Here is a 15,635-nt window from a genome sequence, read left to right on the forward strand (position 1 = left end):
CCCGACTCAGAAGCACGCGTCGCCGAAGTGGATCGCGAAGGTGCCGAGGTCGGCGATGTCGATCGAACCGTCGGCGACCAGATCGCTGCGGAAGACCGGCGCACCCGCCACGAAGTCGACCGTGAACTCGCCGAGGTCGGCCAGGTCGACCGCACCGTCGCGTGTGATGTCCGGATCGGCGGCTGCGGGACCGACCGCGACGGCCAGCACGAACAGGACGAGGAGGGGGCGGGACTCGATCATGGGTGTGCCTTCCGGGCACGAGTCGCGTGGCGACGAGTCACCGGAAGCCTACCACGAAGCGGATGACGGCGGTCGGTGCTCCGTCCTCACGTGCACCGCACCGGAAACGCCGGAAGGGGAACCCGTGGGTTCCCCTTCCGCTGAGAACACGCCGCCAGGGGCCTCGGCAGACGCCGGACCGCCCCCGGTCAGTCCTTCTTCGTTTCCTCTTCCGAGGACTCCTCGGAAGCCGCCTCGGTGGTGGTCTCCTCGGCCGGAACCTCCTCGACCACCGGCTCGGCCGGCGTCTCCTCGACCGCGGCGGCGGCCGGCCGGCCCGGAACCTCGTAGGGCTGGGCCTTGCGGGCGCTGCGCTTGCGGTCGGGGCGATCCCCGTCCCTCACGAACTCGAGCAGCGCCATCTCCGCGTTGTCGCCACGACGAGGCTTGCCGAACTTCACCACGCGGGTGTAGCCGCCGGCCCGCTCGGTGTAGCGAGGTCCGATCTCGTCGAAGAGCTTCTTCACCGCCGCCTTGTCGTTCAGGATCCGGGCGGCGTGACGACGCGCACTCAGATCCCCGCGCTTGGCGAAGGTGATCAGCCGCTCGGCCAGCCGACGCGCTTCCTTCGCCTTGGGCGTGGTCGTCTTGATCCGCTCGTGCTGGATCAACGAGATCACCAGGCTCCGGTACAGCGCCCGGCGGTGGGCAGCGGTGCGCCCCAGCTTCCGTCCGTCAACGTTGTGTCGCATGACTCGACTTCCTCGTGTTTCCTACTTGTTGGCGGCGGTCTCGCCCTTGACGAGACGTTGCACGTCCTCGTCGAAGCTCATACCGAAGCGCAGTCCCATACCCTCGAGCAGCTCGCCGATCTCGTTCAGGCTCTTGCGCCCGAAGTTGCGGAACTTGAGCATTTCGCTCTCGCTCTTCGTGACCAGGTCGTACAGCGAGTCGATGTTGCCCGCCTTCAGACAGTTGGCCGAGCGGACGCTCAGTTCCAACTCGTCGACGCTGCGACGCAGCAGTTCCACGAGCTTCTCGGTACCTTCGTCGACCTGGCTCTCCTGTTCGTCCATGGGAGCTTCGTCGAAGTTGATCAGCAGCTGGGCGTAGTCCTTGACGATCTTCGCGGCGTGGCCCACGGCGTCGTCCGGCGTGATGCTGCCATCGGTGTCGACGGTCAGCACCAGGCGGTCGTAGTCGGTCCGCTGACCGACACGCGTGTCCTCGACCCGGTAGCTCACGCGGCGGATCGGGCTGAAGTTCGCGTCGAGGCGGATGACACCGATCGACTCGTCGGGGCACTCGATCTCCTCGCGATCGACGTAGCCCCGGCCGGTGACCAGGTACATCTCCATCTGAACGCTGGCGCCCTCGCCGAGCGTGCAGATGTGCATGTCCGGGTTGATGACCTTCACACCCTCGGGCACCTGAATCATACCTGCGGTGACGGCACCCGCGCTGTCGGCCTTCAGGCTTATCCAGCAGGGCTCCTCGCGGTCGAACTCGAAGACGACCTGCTTCAGGTTCAGGACGATGTCGGTGACGTCCTCGGTGACGCCCGGGATGATGCTCAGTTCGTGACGCACACCCTCGATCTTCACGGCGCTGATCGCGGCACCCTGGATCGCGGCCAGCAGCGTCCGGCGCAGGGCGTTGCCCAACGTCAGACCGAACCCGCGCTCCAGCGGCTGCAGGACGATCTCGGCGTGGTTGCCCTCGAACTTGCTCTGCTCACGATCGATGCCCGAGGGCATGAGGAGCTTTTCCCACTTCATCTCGGTCTCCTTAATGCGGCGCTCGGCGGCCCCGCCGTTCGCGGATCGATCTCGTGGACGTCAGGTCGGGACGACAGCGGTTCGGGTCCGTCACCGCACCGCGGTGGAACCCTGCGCTCTCTCCCAGGACTAACGCCGACGGCGCGGCTGACGGGTCCCGTTGTGCGGGATGGCCGTCACGTCCTTGATCCGCGCGATCTCGAGCGGCGAGGTCTTCAGGGAGCGGATCGCGGCCTCACGACCACTCCCCGGGCCCTTGACCCAGATCTCGACCTTCTTCATACCGAGCCCGTACACCTCTTCGGCGCACTGACGAGCGGCCTGCTGGGCAGCGAACGCGGTGCTCTTGCGCGAGCCCTTGTTCCCCACCTTTCCACCACTGCTCCAGGTCACCACGTTGCCCTGGGTGTCGGTGATGGTGATGATGGTGTTGTTGAAGGACGACTTGACGTGGGCCACGCCCATCGCATCGACCCTCTTCTTGACCTTGCGGCCCTTGCCCTTCTTGGGTGCAGCAGCCACGTTTCCTCCTCGCCCCGTCGTTCAGGGACCTGTGAATCCGGATCTCGGAACCGTTGGGTTCGTAGGACTACTTCTTCTTCGCGCCCGGACGACCCTTCGGGCCCTTGCGGGTGCGGGCATTGTTCTTCGTGTTCTGACCCCGCACGGGCAGGCCACGGCGGTGCCGCAGACCCCGGTAGCATCCGATGTCCTTCAGACGCTGCAGGTTCATGCTGACCTCCGAGCGCAGAGCACCCTCGACCTGGTAGTCCTTCTCGATGATGTTGCGGATCAGGCGCGCCTGATCCTCGGTCAACGAGCTGGTCGTGGTCTGGGGATCGATCCCGCACTTCTCGCAGATCTCGAACGCGCGCGTGTCGCCGATCCCGAAGATGTAGGTCAGCGAGGTCGCGATCCGCTTCTCGTTCGGAATGTCGACTCCGGCGATTCGTGCCACTCTGGCTCCTTTCGTGCCCGCCCTGGGTGGGCGGACGCCTCGGGGTCGTTCCCCGCCGATACCGGGAACTAACCCTGCCGCTGGATGTGGCGGCGGTTCTCGCAGATGACCCGCACCTTGCCCTTGCGGCGGATGATCTTGCACTTGTCACAGATCTTCTTGACGGATGCCCGGACCTTCACGGTTTCCTGCTCCCGGTCACTTGTAGCGGTACGTGATCCGACCTCGGGTCAGATCGTAGGGGGAAAGCTCCACGGTCACCTTGTCCCCGGGCAGGATACGGATGAAGTGCATCCGCATCTTCCCCGACACGTGCGCGAGAATGTTGTGCCCATTCTCGAGCTCCACTCGGAACATGGCGTTCGGGAGGGCCTCGGTAACCGTTCCTTCGACCGAGATCGCCTCTTCCTTGGCCATAAACGTTTCCCCGTTTCCATCATCGGGCCGTGAGCACTCGCGGCCCGTCCTCGGTGATCGCGACGGTGTGCTCGAAGTGGGCGGACCACTTCCCGTCCAGCGTCACGATCGTCCATTCGTCCCGGAGCACGCGCACCCTGCCCGTGCCGAGATTGAACATCGGTTCGAGCGCCAGCACCCATCCGGCCTCCAGTTCGAGGTTCGGGTGCCGAAAGCTCTCGTAGTTGAACACCTGCGGTTCCTCGTGCAGGTCGCGACCGATCCCGTGACCAGCCATCGACTCGACGAGCCCGTAGCCGTTCTCCCGGGCCTGCGACTCGATCGCCCGCCCGATCCCCGCCAGGCTCGCGCCCACGCGGCAGGCACCGATCCCGTCGGCCAGCGCGCGCTCGGTGACCCGGCACAGCTGCTCGGCCTCGGGCGACACGACGCCCACGCAGATCGTCTCTGCGCTGTCGGCGTGCCACCCCTCGCGCACGAGGCCGATGTCCACGCCGACGATGTCTCCGTCCTCGATCACGCGGTCGCCGGGAATCCCGTGGACGACCTCTTCGTCGATCGAGACGCATGCACTCCCCGGAAACCCGTGGAAGCCCTTGAACGCCGGGAGGTTCCCCTGGTCGTGGATCACTTCTTCCACGAAGCGGTCCACGTCCTTCGCCCGCGCTCCTGCTCGAACGACACCTTCGCGCCGCAGGGCCAGGAAGACCTCCGCGAGGTCGCCTCCGGCGGCGGCCATGGCGTCGATCTCGACGGGCGTCTTAGGCCGGATCCGAGGCATCCAGTGCGCTCTCGATCCGACGGGTGACCTCCTCGACGTCTCCCACCCCGTCCACGTCGTAGCGTGGGACCTTGCCCTCGAGCACGGCGAGAACGGGTTCTGTCTGCTGCTCGTACACCTTCAAACGGTGACGAATCGTCTCTTCGGTGTCGTCGTCCCGACCGCGGCCGATCACCCGACGCACCAGTTCATCCTCGGGCACCTGCATCACGATCACCGCGCCCAGCTGCCGGTCGCCCTCGAGTCCGTCGAGGAGCGCGTGGGCCTGCGCCACGGTCCGCGGAAATCCGTCGAGCAGGAATCCCTTTCGGGCGTCCGGCTGATCCAGACGCTCCTTCACGAGCTCCAGCATCAGGTCGTCCGAGACCAGGTCGCCCCGCTCCAGTGTCGCCTTGACCCGCTCACCGAGGTCGCTGCCCTCGGCGATGGCGGCCCGCAGCATGTCGCCCGTCGAGATGTGCACCATTCCGCGCTTCTCGGCGATGCGATCCGCCTGCGTGCCCTTGCCCGACCCCGGAGGGCCCATGATCAAGACGTTGCGAGCCATGACAGCCTGCCTCCGCCTACCTGCGTCCGCGCAGCTTGCCGCGCTTCATGAAGCCCTCGTAGTTCCGCATGAGCAGATGGCTCTCGATCTGCTGCATGGTGTCCAGAGTCACACCGACCGTGATCAGCAGCCCCGTACCACCGAAGTAGAACGGTACGTTGAACGAACGGATCAGCACGTCCGGAAGGACGGCGATCAGTGCCAGGAAGATCGCTCCCGGCAACGTGACCCGAGTCAGCACGCGATCGATGAATTCGGCCGTGCGCTTGCCGGGGCGGATGCCCGGAATGAACCCGCCGTACTTCTTCATGTTGTCCGCGAGGTCGACCGGATTCAGGACCACCGCGGTGTAGAAATAGGCGAAGAAGACGATGATCACCGAGTACACGACGATGTAGACCGGGGCGCCGGGCGCGAAGATGTTCGCCAGCCACTGCATGGCCCCGCTGTCCGGGAAATACTGCGCGAGCGTCCCCGGGAACATGATGATCGACTGCGCGAAGATGATCGGGATCACGCCGGCGGTGTTGACCTTCAGCGGGATGTGCGTGCTCGCGCCTCCGTACATGCGGCGCCCGACCATCTTCTTCGCGTACTGGACCGGGATCCGGCGTTGCCCCTGGGTCATGAGGATCACGGCTGCGATCACGAACACCATGAAGATCAGCAACCCGATCAGCGTGAACGGGTTCATGGCGCCGACCTCGAGCTGGGCCAGCACGCGGTTCAGATCCGCCGGATAGCTCGCAATGATCCCGATCGTGATGATGAGCGAGATTCCGTTCCCGATCCCCCGCTCCGTGATCTGCTCGCCGAGCCACATCACGAACATGGTCCCGGCGATCAGCGTGATCACCATCTGGAACTTGAAGAACAGCCCGGGATTCGTGACGACCGCTGCTCCGCCCGGAGCTGCGAGGTTCTCGACGGCGATCGACATGCCCGCCGCCTGGACCGCGGCCAGGGCCACCGTTGCGTACCGGGTGTACTGCGTGATCTTCGCCCGGCCCTCTTCGCCTTCCTTCGCCAGCTTCTCCAGCGCCGGCACCACCGCCTGCATGAGCTGGAAGATGATGGACGCGCTGATGTAGGGCATGATGCCCAGGGCGAAGATGGTTGCCCGCGACAGATTGCCACCCGCGAACATGTCGTACAGGCCGAGAAGTCCACCGCGCATCGAGTCGAAGAACTGCTCGAGCGCGTTGGCGTCGACTCCGGGTACCGGAACATGGCTGCCGAGTCGATAGATGATCAGGATGAACGCCGTGAACAGAAGACGTCGCTTCAGCTCCGGGATCCTGAACATGTTCTGATAGCCGGCGGTCAGTCGCACGACGTCATCCTTCCCGGGCTAGCCCTGGTTCGTGCTCTCGGGCTCGCCGGCCCGGATCTCGACCTTGCCGCCCGCGGCCTCGATCGCCGCGACCGCAGACCTGCTCGCCTTGTCGACCACCAACGTCAGCGCCTTGTTCACTTCGCCGTCACCGAGCAGCTTCACGCGGCCGCGCGGGTCCTTCACCAGGCCGTGGGCGGCCAGGACCGCGGCGTCGGCCTCGGTCACGTCGCCCAGGCGCTCGAGATCGCGCAGGTTGACGAGCTGGTAGCGGACGCTGAAGCGGTTGTAGAAACCCCGCTTCGGCAGACGTCGGTTCACGGGCATCTGCCCGCCCTCGAACCACGCCCGGAACTTGGCACCGCTGCGGGCCTTCTGGCCCTTGTGGCCGCGTCCGGCAGTCTTGCCCAGGCCGCTGCCCGGCCCGCGACCCTTGCGCGGCTTCGGCTTCTTGTTGCCGGCGGGCCGGCGAATCTCGTTGAGCTTCATCGCGATCTCACTCCTCGTCCGCGCCGACGGGCTCGACCCGCACCAGGTGGGGGATCTTCGCGACCATGCCGCGGATCACCGGGGTGTCCTCGTGCACGCGGCTCGTCTGGTGCCGTCGCAGGCCGAGCGACTCCAGGACTCGCTTGTGCTTCCCGGGTCGATCGATCCCGCTCCGGATCTGGGTGACCTTGATCTTGGCCATGACTCGTTACTCCTGGCTCTCCGACGAGCTCGGTGCCGGCGCCTCGGCGCTGGCTTCGGGCTGCGGAACCGACGCCTCGGCGTCCTTCTCCGCGGGCTCCTTCTTCTTCAATCCGTAGACCTCGGGAACCGAGATCCCGCGGCGCCGGGCGACCTGCTCGACGGTTCGCAGCGAGCGGATCCCCTCCATGGCCGCCTTGACCACGTTGTGGGGATTGTTGGTCCCCAGCTGCTTGGTCAGGATGTCCTGCACACCGGCCACCGTCAGAATCGCGCGCACACCACCGGCGGCGATGACACCCGTACCGGGGGCCGCCGGCTTCAGCAGCACGCGGCCGGAGCCGAAGTGACCGATCACCTGATGCGGAATCGTCCCGCCCACCATGGGAATGGTCGTCATGTTGCGCTTGGCGTTCTCTCCGGCCTTGCGGATCGCGTCGGAGATCTCGTTCGCCTTGCCCAGACCGACACCCGCCTTCCCCTGGCCGTCTCCGACGGCGACGATCGCGTTGAAGCTGAATCGCCGACCACCCTTGACGACCTTGGAGTTGCGGTTGAGCGCGATCACCTGCTCGAGGAGATCACTCTTCTCGGCATCACGGTCCCGGCGTCCGCCACGACCTCCGCGCCCGCGACCGTCACCACGGCCACCGCGGCCGCCGCCCGGGCGGTTGTCGCCGCGCCCGCCTCGGCGAGCGCCCGTGTTCTCCGCGCTTCTCGGTTCCGCCACGATTCCTCCTCGAACTCTCTCAGAACTTCAGGCCGCCCTCGCGGGCGCCCTCGGCGAGGGCCGCGATGCGACCGTGATATCGATAGCCCGACCGGTCGAAGACGATCGTCTCGATCCCCTTGCCCTTGGCCTTCTCGGCCACGGCCTGTCCCACGGCGCGGGCCCGGGCCACCTTGCCGTCGGCACCCTCGATCTCGGGCGGATCCATGCGCAGATCGTGGGCCGAGGCCAGGGTGATCCCCGACTCGTCGTCGATCAGCTGGGCGAAGATGTGCTTGTTGCTGCGATGGACGCTCAGACGCGGCTTCTCGGCCGATCCGGACACCCGGCGCCGGACCCGCTGCGACCGGCGCAGCCGGCTGTCCCGGCGGTACTTCGCACTCTCTCGAACACTCATGACTCGCTCCTGCCTCGCGGCTAGGCCTTGGTGGCCGACTTCCCGGCCTTGCGCTGCACTTTCTCGTCGGCATAGCGCACACCCTTGCCCTTGTAGGGCTCGGGCGGACGCAGATCGCGGATCTCGGCCGCGATCTGTCCGACCACCTGCTTGCTCGAGCCCTTCACGACCACCTTGGTCTGCTCGGGGACCTCGAAGGTGATGCCCTCGGGCGCCGGCACCTCGATCGGGTGCGAATAGCCCAGGTTCATCACCAGATTCCTGCCCTTCAGCTCGGCGCGGTATCCCACACCGACGATCGTGAGCTCTCGCGAGAATCCCTCGCTCACACCCTTGACCTGGTTCGCGATCAACGCGCGCACCAGACCGTGGTTGGAGCGGTCACGGGGATGCTCACTCGGCCGCGAGCAGACGACGTTGCCGTCTTCGACCTTGATCTCGATCCCGGCCGGGATGTGCTGACGCAGTTCACCCTTCGGGCCCTTCACGATCGAGAGGCTCTCCTCGATCTCGATCTCGACGCCCGAGGGCAGCGGAATCGGCTTCAGACCGACGCGCGACATGATGCCTCCAGTCGAACTACCAGACCTTGCAGAGAACCTCGCCACCGACACCGGCCATGCGGGCCTGGTGTCCGGTGAGGATTCCCTTCGATGTCGACACGACGGCTGTTCCGTAACCGCCGAGAACCTTGGGGATCTCGTCCTTCGGGACGTAGCGCCGCAGTCCCGGCTTGCTCACGCGTTCGATCCCCTCGAACGCCGGAATCCGTTCCTCGCTGTACTTGAGGTAGATCCGCAGGGTGCCCTGCGGGCCCTCCTCGAGGAACTTCACCGAACGCAGGTACCCCTCGCGCACGAGAAGCTCCGCCACCGCCCGCTTCATCTTGCTGGCGGGAATGTCCACCCGGCGCTTACGCGCCTTGGCTCCGTTGCGGATGCGGGTCAGCATGTCCGCGATCGGATCGGTCATCATGGCTCGCTCGTCTCCTGACTCGGTGGATCGCTACCAGCTGGCCTTGACCACACCCGGGATGTCGCCCTTGAGCGCCAGGTCCCGGAAGCAGATCCGACACAGACCGAACTTGCGGTAATAGGCACGCGCACGGCCGCAGCGGCGGCAGCGGTTGTACGCCCTCACCTTGAACTTGGGCTTCTTGTTGGCCTTCACGATCAGGCACTTCTTCGCCACGTCTTGGTCCTTTGGCTCAGTTCCGGAACGGCATTCCGAAGAGGCGCAGCAGCTCGCGGCCCTCTTCGTCGGTCTTCGCCGAGGTCACCACCGTCACGTTCATCCCCCGCACCGCGTCGATCTTGTCGAAGTCGATCTCCGGGAAGATGAACTGCTCCTTCAGACCGAGGTTGTAGTCTCCTCGGCCACTCATCTTGCCCGGCACGCCGCGGAAGTCGCGGACACGCGGCAGGGCCACATTGATCAATCGGTCCAGGAACTCCCACATGCGCTCGCCTCGCAGGGTGACGCGGGCGCCGATCGGCATGCCCTCGCGCAGCTTGAAGTTACTGATCGACTTCCGGGCACGGCGCACCTCGGGCTTCTGCCCGGTGATGGCGGTGAGGTCCTTCACCGCCGCCTCCATGTGCGAGGCGCTCTCGATCGCCTTTCCCACGCCCATGTTCACGACGACCTTCTCGATCCGGGGCACTTCCATGACGTTCCCGTACTGGAACTTCTCCTGGAGCGCCGGGGCGACCGTCTTCTGATAGTCTTCTCTCAAGCGAGCCATGTCGTTTCGACCTCTCTAGCGGTGCTCGGCTTCCGAACTCACGACTTCTCGGTGCCGCGCGAACCCTTCGACACCAGCTTCACGTTGCTGATGGCGATCGGGGCCTCGGCCTCGACGATCCCGCCCTGCGATTGACCGCGGACCTGCTTCTTGTGCCGCTTGGTCAATCGAACCTTCTCGACCGTCACCCGATCCTTCTTCCGGTCGATGTGGATCACACGGCCCTGCTTGCCGCGGTCGTCGCCGGCGATCACTTCGACGATGTCGTTACGCGCGATCTTCATGATTCCTCCGACGCCTACAGCACTTCGGGAGCCAGGGAGAGGATGCGCATGAACTTGCGCTCGCGGAGCTCGCGCGCGACGGGTCCGAAGATACGCGTCCCGACCGGCTCCTTCTCCTCGTTGATGATGACCACGGCGTTGTCGCTGAAGCGGATGTAGCTGCCGTCACGCCGGCGCTGTTCCTTCCGCGTCCGAACGATCACGCCCTTGACCACCGAACCCTTCTTGATCGTCCCGTCGGGCAACGCCGTCTTCACGGTGAGGACCACGACGTCACCCACGTGGGCGTAGCGGCGATTCGTGCCCCCGAGCACGCGGATGCACTTCGCCGTCTTGGCCCCCGAGTTGTCCGCCACGTTCAGCAGCGTTTCTTCCTGGATCATCTCGCTCGCCCTTCCGCCTGCGCGGTTTCCTGAGAACGACTGACTACTTGGCGCGTTCGACGACCTCGAGCAGCCGCCATCGCTTCAACTTGCTCAGCGGACGCGTGCCCATCACGCGAACCACGTCGCCCTCGCGAGCGTCGTTCGTCTCGTCGTGCACGTGCAGCTTCGTGGACTTCTTGATGAACCGCTCGTAGAGCGGATGACGAACACGGCGCGTCACGCGAACCACGATCGTCTTGTCCATCTTGACGCTCTCCACGACTCCCTGCCGCACGGTGCGCGCATTGCGCTCGGGCTGGGTGTCGACCTGGGTCTCGTCGGTCATCTTCGGTCTCCTGTCCGGCGTGGCTCGCGCCACCCCGAATCACCCGGTTCGCCGTCAGCTCAGTCGCGAGCGGACTCGGCTTCCTTCTGCTTCTCGGTCAGGACGGTCTTCATGCGAGCCAGCTCACGACGCGCCGCCCGGTAGTTCAGCGGGTTGTCCAGCGTGCGCCCCTTGAGCTTGATCCGCATGTTCATGAGGTTCTCCGACTCCTCGGCGATCCGGGCCTCGAGCTCCTCGACCGAGAGGTCACGCATCTCGAAGGTCTTCATCTAGTCGTCCTCCCGCTCGATGAAGCGCACGGGGATCGGCAGCTTGTGGCGCCCGCGGGTCAGCGCCTCGCGAGCCAGCTCCTCGCTCACACCACCGAGCTCGAACAGGACCCGCCCCGGCTTCACCACGGCGACCCAGTACTCGGGCGCTCCCTTGCCCTTGCCCATGCGGGTCTCGGCCGGCTTCATGGTGATCGGCTTGTCCGGGAAGATGCGGATCCACAGCTTGCCCTGACGCTTCACGTGGCGCGTGATCGCGATACGCGCGGCCTCGATCTGCCGGGCGGTGATCCAACCCGCCTCCGAGGCCTGCAGCGCGTAACGACCGAACGACACCCGCGAGCCGCGGTGCGCGAGGCCCCTCATGCGCCCCTTCTGCTGCTTTCGATGCTTGACTCGCTTCGGCATCAACATGTCAGAGCGCCTCCTGGACCTCGTTGGCGAGCTTCTTCTTGAATTCCATGGGGTGGACCTCTCCCTTGCAGATCCACACCTTCACGCCGATGGTCCCGTAGGTCGTGAACGAGACCGCGGTCCCGTAGTCGACATCGGCGCGCAGCGTGTGCAGAGGCACCGATCCCTCGTGGTAGCTCTCCACGCGGCCCATCTCGGCGCCACCCAGGCGACCACCGCACCGGATCCGGATACCCTTGGCCCCCATACGCATGGCCGTCGCGATGGCCTTCTTCATGGCCCGCCGGAAACTCACGCGCTGCGCGAGCTGGTGGGCGATGTGTTCGGCCACGAGGACCGAGGTCAGCTCGGGCTTCTTGACCTCTTTCACGTCGAGCGTGACCGACTTGCCCGAGAGCTTCTGCAGATCACCGCGGAGCTTGTCGACCGTCGCGCCCTTGCGACCGATCACCACGCCGGGACGCGAGGTCTGCAGCGTGACGGTGACCTTCTTCGGGCTGCGCTTGATCTGGCAGTCGGCGATCCCGGCGTTCCCGACCTGCTTCTGCACCATCTTCCGGATCGCGATGTCCTCCTCGAGCCAGTCCGCGTAGCTCTTGTGCGCGAACCACTTCGAGTTCCAATCCTTGATGATTCCCAGGCGGAATCCGGTCGGATGCGTCTTCTGACCCATGTGGTCTGCCTTCCTTACTCGGCGGCTTCGGTCGCCTCGTCGGCGAGCGCTCGCACGACGACCTTCACGTGACTGGTGCGCTTGCGGATACGGAACGCGCGACCCTGGGCGCGCGGCCGGATCCGCTTGAAGGTCGGGCCCTCGTCGACCCGGATCTCGTGGACCACGAAGTCCTCTTCGCTCATCCCGACGTTCTCGTCGTGCTGCTTCGCATTCGCGACCGCCGACAGGATCGTCTTCTGGAGGATGGGCGCGGCCTTCTTCGGCATGAGCTCGAGGGCGTGCACCGCTTCCTCGACCCCCATACCGCGCACCGCGTCCGCCACCAGGCGAACCTTGCGCGCCGAGATCCGGTTGAATCGGGAGATCGCCGTGCTCTGCATGGTTCTGCTCCTGCGCTACTTCTTGCCCTTGGTCGTATGACCGCGGTACGTACGGGTGGGCGCGAACTCTCCGAGCTTGTGCCCGACCATGTTCTCCTGCACGTAGACGGGAACGAACTGCTTCCCGTTGTGCACGGCGATCGTGTGGCCCAGGAACTCGGGAACGATCGTGCAGTTCCGGGCCCAGGTCTTCACGACCTTCTTCTCGCTCTTCGAATTCAGGACCTCGACCTTCATGAGGAGCGAGTCCTCTACGAACGGGCCCTTCTTGATCGAACGTGCCATGCGGCGATCTCCTCGTCGGTGTCGACCGACAGCCTGCTACTTCTGGTTCCGACGACGGACGATGAACTTGTCACTGGGCTTGTTACGCCGGGTCTTCATGCCCTTGGTCTTCCAGCCCCACGGCGACACCGGGTGCCCGCCACCCGAGCTCTTGCCCTCACCACCACCCATGGGGTGATCGATCGGGTTCATGGCCACACCGCGAACGTGCGGTCGACGCCCGAGCCAACGGCTCTTGCCGGCCTTGCCCCGCACCACGTTCTCGTGCGTGGGATTGCCGACCTCGCCGATGGTGGCCTGGCAGGTGCGGTGCACCATGCGCATCTCGCCGCTCGGCAGACGAAGGGTGACCTGGTTGCCCTCCTTCGCCATGACCTGCGCGTAGGTCCCGGCGCCGCGCGCCAACTGACCGCCGCGCCCCGGTACCATCTCGACGTTGTGCACCAGCGTGCCCAGTGGCACCCGTTCGAGCGGCATGGCATTGCCGACGTTGAACGGGGCTTGCGAGCCCGACACGACCTTCGCGCCGACCTCGAGGCCCTTGGGCGCGATGATGTAGCGTTTCTCGCCGTCGATGTAGTGCAGGAGCGCGATCCGGGCCGAGCGGTTGGGATCGTATTCGATCGCCGCGACCCGGGCCTCGATGTCGTGCTTCTTGCGCTTGAAATCGATCAGACGGTAGCGCCGTTTGTGACCGCCACCACGGTGACGGCTGGTGATCCGGCCACGGTTGTTGCGGCCACCCGTACGCTTGCGCGGCTCCAGTAGCGCCTTCTCGGGCTCACTCTTCGTGACGTCCGAGAAGTCCGACACCGTGCGGTAGCGAGCGGACGGGGTCACCGGCTTGAACTTCTTGACTCCCATGAGACCTCTCTCCCAGCGCCTCAGACCACGTCGAACAGGTCGATCTTGTCGCCTTCGCCGACCGTGACGACGGCCTTCTTCCATCCGGGACGGCGCCCGGTGTACATGCCGAGTCGCTTGGGTTTGCCCTTCACGTTCATGGTGCGGACGTCGAGAACCTTCACGCCGAAGTAGCGTTCCACGGCCTGTCGGATCTCGACCTTGTTGGCCGCCGGAGCGACCTCGAAGACGTACTTGTTGCTCTCACCCATTGCGGTGGTCTTCTCGGTCACCACCGGACGGACGATCACCCGCGTCAGATCCTTCATGCTCCGAACACCTCCGTCACCTGCTGGAGCGACGCCTCGGTGAACACGAGCTCTTCGCTGCGAAGCACCCGGTAGGCGTTCAACTGATAGGCCGGGATCACGTCGACACCCTCGATGTTGCGCAGGGACCTGTAGAGCGTGTTCCCGTCTCCGGGTACGACGAACAGGACCTTCTTGTCGCTCAGCCCCATGTTCCCGAGCACCGACACCATGATCCGGGTCTTCGGGGCGTCCAGCGACGGATCCTCGACCACGGAGATGGCCCGGTTGGCAGCGCGATCGCTGAGCGCGCTCAACAGAGCCAGGCGCCGGACCTTTCGGTTGAGCCGGGTCCTGTGGTCCCGCGGCTTCGGCCCGAAGGTCGTGCCACCGCCCGAACGAATCGGCGACTTCAGGGAGCCGGCGCGCGCGCGCCCCGTTCCCTTCTGGCGGAAGAGCTTGGTCCCGGAGTAGGCGACCTCGCCCCGCTCCTTGGTCTTCGCCGTGCCCTGGCGCTGGTTCTTCAGGTAGACCTTGACGGTCTCGTACAGCGCCTGTTCGTGCACGGGGGCCTCGAACAGCAGCTCGGGGAGCCGCTGTTCGCTCTGCCCTTCACCGTTCTCGTTGAATCGCTTGGCCACTGCCATCGCAATGTCCTTCTGGACTCGAGTTCATCGTCGGGACCGCGGTCCCGACCGTTCTCAGGCGCCCGTCGCCTGGACGAGCACGTATCCGTTCTTCGCCCCGGGCACGGCGCCCTTCACCAGGATCAGGTTGTTCTCGGTGTCGACACGCATCACCTGCAGGTTCTTCACCGTCCGCCGCTGGTTCCCGTACCGACCGGCCATCTTCTGGCCGCGATGGGTTCGGCTGGGCGTGGCGCACATGCCGATGGTTCCGGCACGCCGATGGTGGTGCGAACCATGGGTCTCGCGACCGCCGCCGAAGTCGTAGCGCTTCATCAGACCGGTGAAACCGCGACCCTTCGTGTAGCCCGTGACCTTGACCGCACCGACGCCCTCGAAGGCGTCGACCGTCACCATCTGGCCGAGCTCGAGACCATCGGTCTCCTGCACGCGGAACTCACGGAGCACGCGTTGTGGTCCCGCGCCGGCCCGGGTCACGTGGCCCATGTGCGCCTTCGGCGTGCGCTTGGGCTTGCGGTCGTTGCCGTAGCCGATCTGGACCGCCCGGTAGCCATCGGTCTCTTCCGTCTTGATCTGCGTGATCGGACACGGCCCGCACTCGAGCACGGTCACCGGCACCACCCGCCCGTCTTCGTCGAAGACCTGGGTCATGCCGACCTTCTTTCCGATCAGTCCTCGAACCGCCATGACTGTCTCCTCAGACCTTCAGCTCGATGTCGACGCCCGCCGGCAGATTGAGCTTCATCAGCGCGTCCACCGTCTGATTGGTGGAGTTGACGATGTCGATCAGGCGCTTGTGCACCCGCAGCTCGAACTGCTCCCGCGACTTCTTGTCGACGTGGGGCGAACGGTTGACGGTGAACACCGACCGCTTGGTCGGCAGGGGCACCGGACCCCGGATGTCCGCGCCGGTCCGCTTCGCGGTGTCGCAGATGACCTGGGCCGACCGGTCCAGCGTCGTCGGCTCGTAGGCCTTCAAGCGGATCCGGATCTTCTGACGCGCCATTCCTCGTTCTCCTGCTTCTTCGCGTTGCCGTGGGCGAACCGGCCGTTCCGGGCCACCCCCGAACGAATGCTGTCCGCCGGACTACTCGTAGATCTCCGCGACGACACCGGCACCGACGGTGCGGCCGCCCTCGCGGATCGCGAAGCGGAGTCCCTCTTCCATTGCGATCGGGGTGATCAGATCCACCTGCAGCTCCACGTTGTCGCCCGGCATCA

General features: G+C 65.6%; 32 protein-coding genes. All 32 read right to left on the reverse strand.

Features of this window, described 5'->3' with window-relative positions; all coding sequences use genetic code 11:
* Positions 1-6: 6 nt before the first annotated feature.
* Positions 7-243 (reverse strand): hypothetical protein, encoded by a 237-nt coding sequence (locus VKA86_19145; GenBank protein HKK73325.1) that lies wholly within the window; start codon positions 241-243, stop codon positions 7-9.
* A gap of 188 nt (positions 244-431) precedes the next feature.
* A complete protein-coding gene (gene rplQ / locus VKA86_19150; protein HKK73326.1) occupies positions 432-974 on the reverse strand; it encodes a 50S ribosomal protein L17 in 543 nt (180 codons plus the stop codon).
* Positions 975-995: 21 nt separating this feature from the next.
* Positions 996-2,000: a DNA-directed RNA polymerase subunit alpha gene (locus tag VKA86_19155; protein ID HKK73327.1), complete on the reverse strand. Its 1,005-nt coding sequence runs from the start codon at positions 1,998-2,000 to the stop codon at positions 996-998.
* Positions 2,001-2,129: 129 nt separating this feature from the next.
* Complete coding sequence (rpsK, locus tag VKA86_19160; GenBank protein ID HKK73328.1) at positions 2,130-2,522, reverse strand: 30S ribosomal protein S11; 393 nt, start codon at positions 2,520-2,522, stop codon at positions 2,130-2,132.
* 67 nt (positions 2,523-2,589) lie between these two features.
* The gene (rpsM, locus tag VKA86_19165) at positions 2,590-2,958 is read right to left on the reverse strand and encodes a 30S ribosomal protein S13 (GenBank protein HKK73329.1); all 369 of its coding nucleotides are present in this window, start codon (positions 2,956-2,958) and stop codon (positions 2,590-2,592) included.
* A gap of 68 nt (positions 2,959-3,026) precedes the next feature.
* Positions 3,027-3,140: a 50S ribosomal protein L36 gene (gene rpmJ, locus VKA86_19170; GenBank protein HKK73330.1), complete on the reverse strand. Its 114-nt coding sequence runs from the start codon at positions 3,138-3,140 to the stop codon at positions 3,027-3,029.
* Between the two features lie 16 nt (positions 3,141-3,156).
* Complete coding sequence (infA, locus tag VKA86_19175) at positions 3,157-3,375, reverse strand: translation initiation factor IF-1 (GenBank protein HKK73331.1); 219 nt, start codon at positions 3,373-3,375, stop codon at positions 3,157-3,159.
* 19 nt (positions 3,376-3,394) lie between these two features.
* Positions 3,395-4,156: a type I methionyl aminopeptidase gene (gene map / locus VKA86_19180; GenBank protein HKK73332.1), complete on the reverse strand. Its 762-nt coding sequence runs from the start codon at positions 4,154-4,156 to the stop codon at positions 3,395-3,397.
* The gene (locus VKA86_19185; protein HKK73333.1) at positions 4,137-4,703 is read right to left on the reverse strand and encodes an adenylate kinase; all 567 of its coding nucleotides are present in this window, start codon (positions 4,701-4,703) and stop codon (positions 4,137-4,139) included. The genes map and VKA86_19185 overlap by 20 nt, the downstream gene beginning before the upstream one ends.
* A gap of 16 nt (positions 4,704-4,719) precedes the next feature.
* Entirely contained in the window at positions 4,720-6,030 is a 1,311-nt protein-coding gene (gene secY, locus VKA86_19190) for a preprotein translocase subunit SecY (protein HKK73334.1), read from the reverse strand.
* A 24-nt stretch (positions 6,031-6,054) separates the two neighbouring features.
* Positions 6,055-6,525 (reverse strand): 50S ribosomal protein L15, encoded by a 471-nt coding sequence (gene rplO / locus VKA86_19195; protein HKK73335.1) that lies wholly within the window; start codon positions 6,523-6,525, stop codon positions 6,055-6,057.
* A 7-nt stretch (positions 6,526-6,532) separates the two neighbouring features.
* Positions 6,533-6,727 (reverse strand): 50S ribosomal protein L30, encoded by a 195-nt coding sequence (rpmD, locus tag VKA86_19200; protein HKK73336.1) that lies wholly within the window; start codon positions 6,725-6,727, stop codon positions 6,533-6,535.
* 6 nt (positions 6,728-6,733) lie between these two features.
* Positions 6,734-7,456, reverse strand: a complete 723-nt coding sequence (gene rpsE, locus VKA86_19205) for a 30S ribosomal protein S5 (GenBank protein ID HKK73337.1) — start codon at positions 7,454-7,456, stop codon at positions 6,734-6,736.
* A gap of 19 nt (positions 7,457-7,475) precedes the next feature.
* Positions 7,476-7,853, reverse strand: a complete 378-nt coding sequence (gene rplR / locus VKA86_19210) for a 50S ribosomal protein L18 (GenBank protein ID HKK73338.1) — start codon at positions 7,851-7,853, stop codon at positions 7,476-7,478.
* A 20-nt stretch (positions 7,854-7,873) separates the two neighbouring features.
* Entirely contained in the window at positions 7,874-8,416 is a 543-nt protein-coding gene (gene rplF, locus VKA86_19215; protein HKK73339.1) for a 50S ribosomal protein L6, read from the reverse strand.
* Positions 8,417-8,432: 16 nt separating this feature from the next.
* Positions 8,433-8,828, reverse strand: a complete 396-nt coding sequence (gene rpsH / locus VKA86_19220) for a 30S ribosomal protein S8 (protein HKK73340.1) — start codon at positions 8,826-8,828, stop codon at positions 8,433-8,435.
* Between the two features lie 30 nt (positions 8,829-8,858).
* Positions 8,859-9,044 (reverse strand): type Z 30S ribosomal protein S14, encoded by a 186-nt coding sequence (locus VKA86_19225; protein HKK73341.1) that lies wholly within the window; start codon positions 9,042-9,044, stop codon positions 8,859-8,861.
* Between the two features lie 16 nt (positions 9,045-9,060).
* On the reverse strand, positions 9,061-9,597 hold the full coding sequence (gene rplE / locus VKA86_19230) for a 50S ribosomal protein L5 (protein HKK73342.1): 537 nt from the start codon (positions 9,595-9,597) through the stop codon (positions 9,061-9,063).
* Positions 9,598-9,635: 38 nt separating this feature from the next.
* Complete coding sequence (gene rplX, locus VKA86_19235; protein HKK73343.1) at positions 9,636-9,881, reverse strand: 50S ribosomal protein L24; 246 nt, start codon at positions 9,879-9,881, stop codon at positions 9,636-9,638.
* 14 nt (positions 9,882-9,895) lie between these two features.
* On the reverse strand, positions 9,896-10,264 hold the full coding sequence (rplN, locus tag VKA86_19240) for a 50S ribosomal protein L14 (GenBank protein ID HKK73344.1): 369 nt from the start codon (positions 10,262-10,264) through the stop codon (positions 9,896-9,898).
* Positions 10,265-10,307: 43 nt separating this feature from the next.
* Complete coding sequence (gene rpsQ, locus VKA86_19245; GenBank protein HKK73345.1) at positions 10,308-10,592, reverse strand: 30S ribosomal protein S17; 285 nt, start codon at positions 10,590-10,592, stop codon at positions 10,308-10,310.
* 59 nt (positions 10,593-10,651) lie between these two features.
* The gene (gene rpmC / locus VKA86_19250) at positions 10,652-10,861 is read right to left on the reverse strand and encodes a 50S ribosomal protein L29 (protein HKK73346.1); all 210 of its coding nucleotides are present in this window, start codon (positions 10,859-10,861) and stop codon (positions 10,652-10,654) included.
* Positions 10,862-11,275, reverse strand: coding sequence for a 50S ribosomal protein L16 (gene rplP, locus VKA86_19255; protein ID HKK73347.1), 414 nt, complete (start codon positions 11,273-11,275; stop codon positions 10,862-10,864).
* A 1-nt stretch (position 11,276) separates the two neighbouring features.
* A complete protein-coding gene (gene rpsC / locus VKA86_19260; GenBank protein HKK73348.1) occupies positions 11,277-11,948 on the reverse strand; it encodes a 30S ribosomal protein S3 in 672 nt (223 codons plus the stop codon).
* Positions 11,949-11,962: 14 nt separating this feature from the next.
* Positions 11,963-12,331 (reverse strand): 50S ribosomal protein L22, encoded by a 369-nt coding sequence (gene rplV / locus VKA86_19265; protein HKK73349.1) that lies wholly within the window; start codon positions 12,329-12,331, stop codon positions 11,963-11,965.
* Between the two features lie 15 nt (positions 12,332-12,346).
* Complete coding sequence (gene rpsS, locus VKA86_19270; protein ID HKK73350.1) at positions 12,347-12,616, reverse strand: 30S ribosomal protein S19; 270 nt, start codon at positions 12,614-12,616, stop codon at positions 12,347-12,349.
* Between the two features lie 36 nt (positions 12,617-12,652).
* Positions 12,653-13,480 carry a 50S ribosomal protein L2 gene (gene rplB, locus VKA86_19275; protein HKK73351.1) on the reverse strand — a complete coding sequence of 276 codons (828 nt, stop codon included), beginning with the start codon at positions 13,478-13,480 and terminating at the stop codon, positions 12,653-12,655.
* Positions 13,481-13,500: 20 nt separating this feature from the next.
* Positions 13,501-13,788 (reverse strand): 50S ribosomal protein L23, encoded by a 288-nt coding sequence (gene rplW / locus VKA86_19280; GenBank protein HKK73352.1) that lies wholly within the window; start codon positions 13,786-13,788, stop codon positions 13,501-13,503.
* On the reverse strand, positions 13,785-14,414 hold the full coding sequence (gene rplD, locus VKA86_19285; protein HKK73353.1) for a 50S ribosomal protein L4: 630 nt from the start codon (positions 14,412-14,414) through the stop codon (positions 13,785-13,787). The genes rplW and rplD overlap by 4 nt, the downstream gene beginning before the upstream one ends.
* Positions 14,415-14,468: 54 nt before the next feature.
* Positions 14,469-15,101, reverse strand: coding sequence for a 50S ribosomal protein L3 (gene rplC / locus VKA86_19290; GenBank protein HKK73354.1), 633 nt, complete (start codon positions 15,099-15,101; stop codon positions 14,469-14,471).
* 10 nt (positions 15,102-15,111) lie between these two features.
* Positions 15,112-15,420 carry a 30S ribosomal protein S10 gene (gene rpsJ, locus VKA86_19295; protein HKK73355.1) on the reverse strand — a complete coding sequence of 103 codons (309 nt, stop codon included), beginning with the start codon at positions 15,418-15,420 and terminating at the stop codon, positions 15,112-15,114.
* Positions 15,421-15,501: 81 nt separating this feature from the next.
* Positions 15,502-15,635: elongation factor Tu (gene tuf / locus VKA86_19300; GenBank protein HKK73356.1), on the reverse strand; the 134-nt coding region annotated here is incomplete at its 5' end.

Source organism: Candidatus Krumholzibacteriia bacterium (assembly GCA_035268685.1).
Classification (GTDB): domain Bacteria; phylum Krumholzibacteriota; class Krumholzibacteriia; order JAJRXK01; family JAJRXK01; genus JAJRXK01.

Coding starts and splice junctions, on each gene's coding strand:
- VKA86_19145 (HKK73325.1), bottom strand. CDS start 243: ATGATCGAGTCCCGCCCCCTCCTCGTCCTGTTCGTGCTGGCCGTCGCG.
- rplQ (HKK73326.1), bottom strand. CDS start 974: ATGCGACACAACGTTGACGGACGGAAGCTGGGGCGCACCGCTGCCCAC.
- VKA86_19155 (HKK73327.1), bottom strand. CDS start 2,000: ATGAAGTGGGAAAAGCTCCTCATGCCCTCGGGCATCGATCGTGAGCAG.
- infA (HKK73331.1), bottom strand. CDS start 3,375: ATGGCCAAGGAAGAGGCGATCTCGGTCGAAGGAACGGTTACCGAGGCC.
- map (HKK73332.1), bottom strand. CDS start 4,156: ATGCCTCGGATCCGGCCTAAGACGCCCGTCGAGATCGACGCCATGGCC.
- VKA86_19185 (HKK73333.1), bottom strand. CDS start 4,703: ATGGCTCGCAACGTCTTGATCATGGGCCCTCCGGGGTCGGGCAAGGGC.
- rplO (HKK73335.1), bottom strand. CDS start 6,525: ATGAAGCTCAACGAGATTCGCCGGCCCGCCGGCAACAAGAAGCCGAAG.
- rpmD (HKK73336.1), bottom strand. CDS start 6,727: ATGGCCAAGATCAAGGTCACCCAGATCCGGAGCGGGATCGATCGACCC.
- rplR (HKK73338.1), bottom strand. CDS start 7,853: ATGAGTGTTCGAGAGAGTGCGAAGTACCGCCGGGACAGCCGGCTGCGC.
- rplF (HKK73339.1), bottom strand. CDS start 8,416: ATGTCGCGCGTCGGTCTGAAGCCGATTCCGCTGCCCTCGGGCGTCGAG.
- rpsH (HKK73340.1), bottom strand. CDS start 8,828: ATGATGACCGATCCGATCGCGGACATGCTGACCCGCATCCGCAACGGA.
- rplE (HKK73342.1), bottom strand. CDS start 9,597: ATGGCTCGCTTGAGAGAAGACTATCAGAAGACGGTCGCCCCGGCGCTC.
- rplX (HKK73343.1), bottom strand. CDS start 9,881: ATGAAGATCGCGCGTAACGACATCGTCGAAGTGATCGCCGGCGACGAC.
- rplN (HKK73344.1), bottom strand. CDS start 10,264: ATGATCCAGGAAGAAACGCTGCTGAACGTGGCGGACAACTCGGGGGCC.
- rpsQ (HKK73345.1), bottom strand. CDS start 10,592: ATGACCGACGAGACCCAGGTCGACACCCAGCCCGAGCGCAATGCGCGC.
- rpmC (HKK73346.1), bottom strand. CDS start 10,861: ATGAAGACCTTCGAGATGCGTGACCTCTCGGTCGAGGAGCTCGAGGCC.
- rplP (HKK73347.1), bottom strand. CDS start 11,275: ATGTTGATGCCGAAGCGAGTCAAGCATCGAAAGCAGCAGAAGGGGCGC.
- rpsC (HKK73348.1), bottom strand. CDS start 11,948: ATGGGTCAGAAGACGCATCCGACCGGATTCCGCCTGGGAATCATCAAG.
- rplV (HKK73349.1), bottom strand. CDS start 12,331: ATGCAGAGCACGGCGATCTCCCGATTCAACCGGATCTCGGCGCGCAAG.
- rpsS (HKK73350.1), bottom strand. CDS start 12,616: ATGGCACGTTCGATCAAGAAGGGCCCGTTCGTAGAGGACTCGCTCCTC.
- rplB (HKK73351.1), bottom strand. CDS start 13,480: ATGGGAGTCAAGAAGTTCAAGCCGGTGACCCCGTCCGCTCGCTACCGC.
- rplW (HKK73352.1), bottom strand. CDS start 13,788: ATGAAGGATCTGACGCGGGTGATCGTCCGTCCGGTGGTGACCGAGAAG.
- rplD (HKK73353.1), bottom strand. CDS start 14,414: ATGGCAGTGGCCAAGCGATTCAACGAGAACGGTGAAGGGCAGAGCGAA.
- rplC (HKK73354.1), bottom strand. CDS start 15,101: ATGGCGGTTCGAGGACTGATCGGAAAGAAGGTCGGCATGACCCAGGTC.
- rpsJ (HKK73355.1), bottom strand. CDS start 15,420: ATGGCGCGTCAGAAGATCCGGATCCGCTTGAAGGCCTACGAGCCGACG.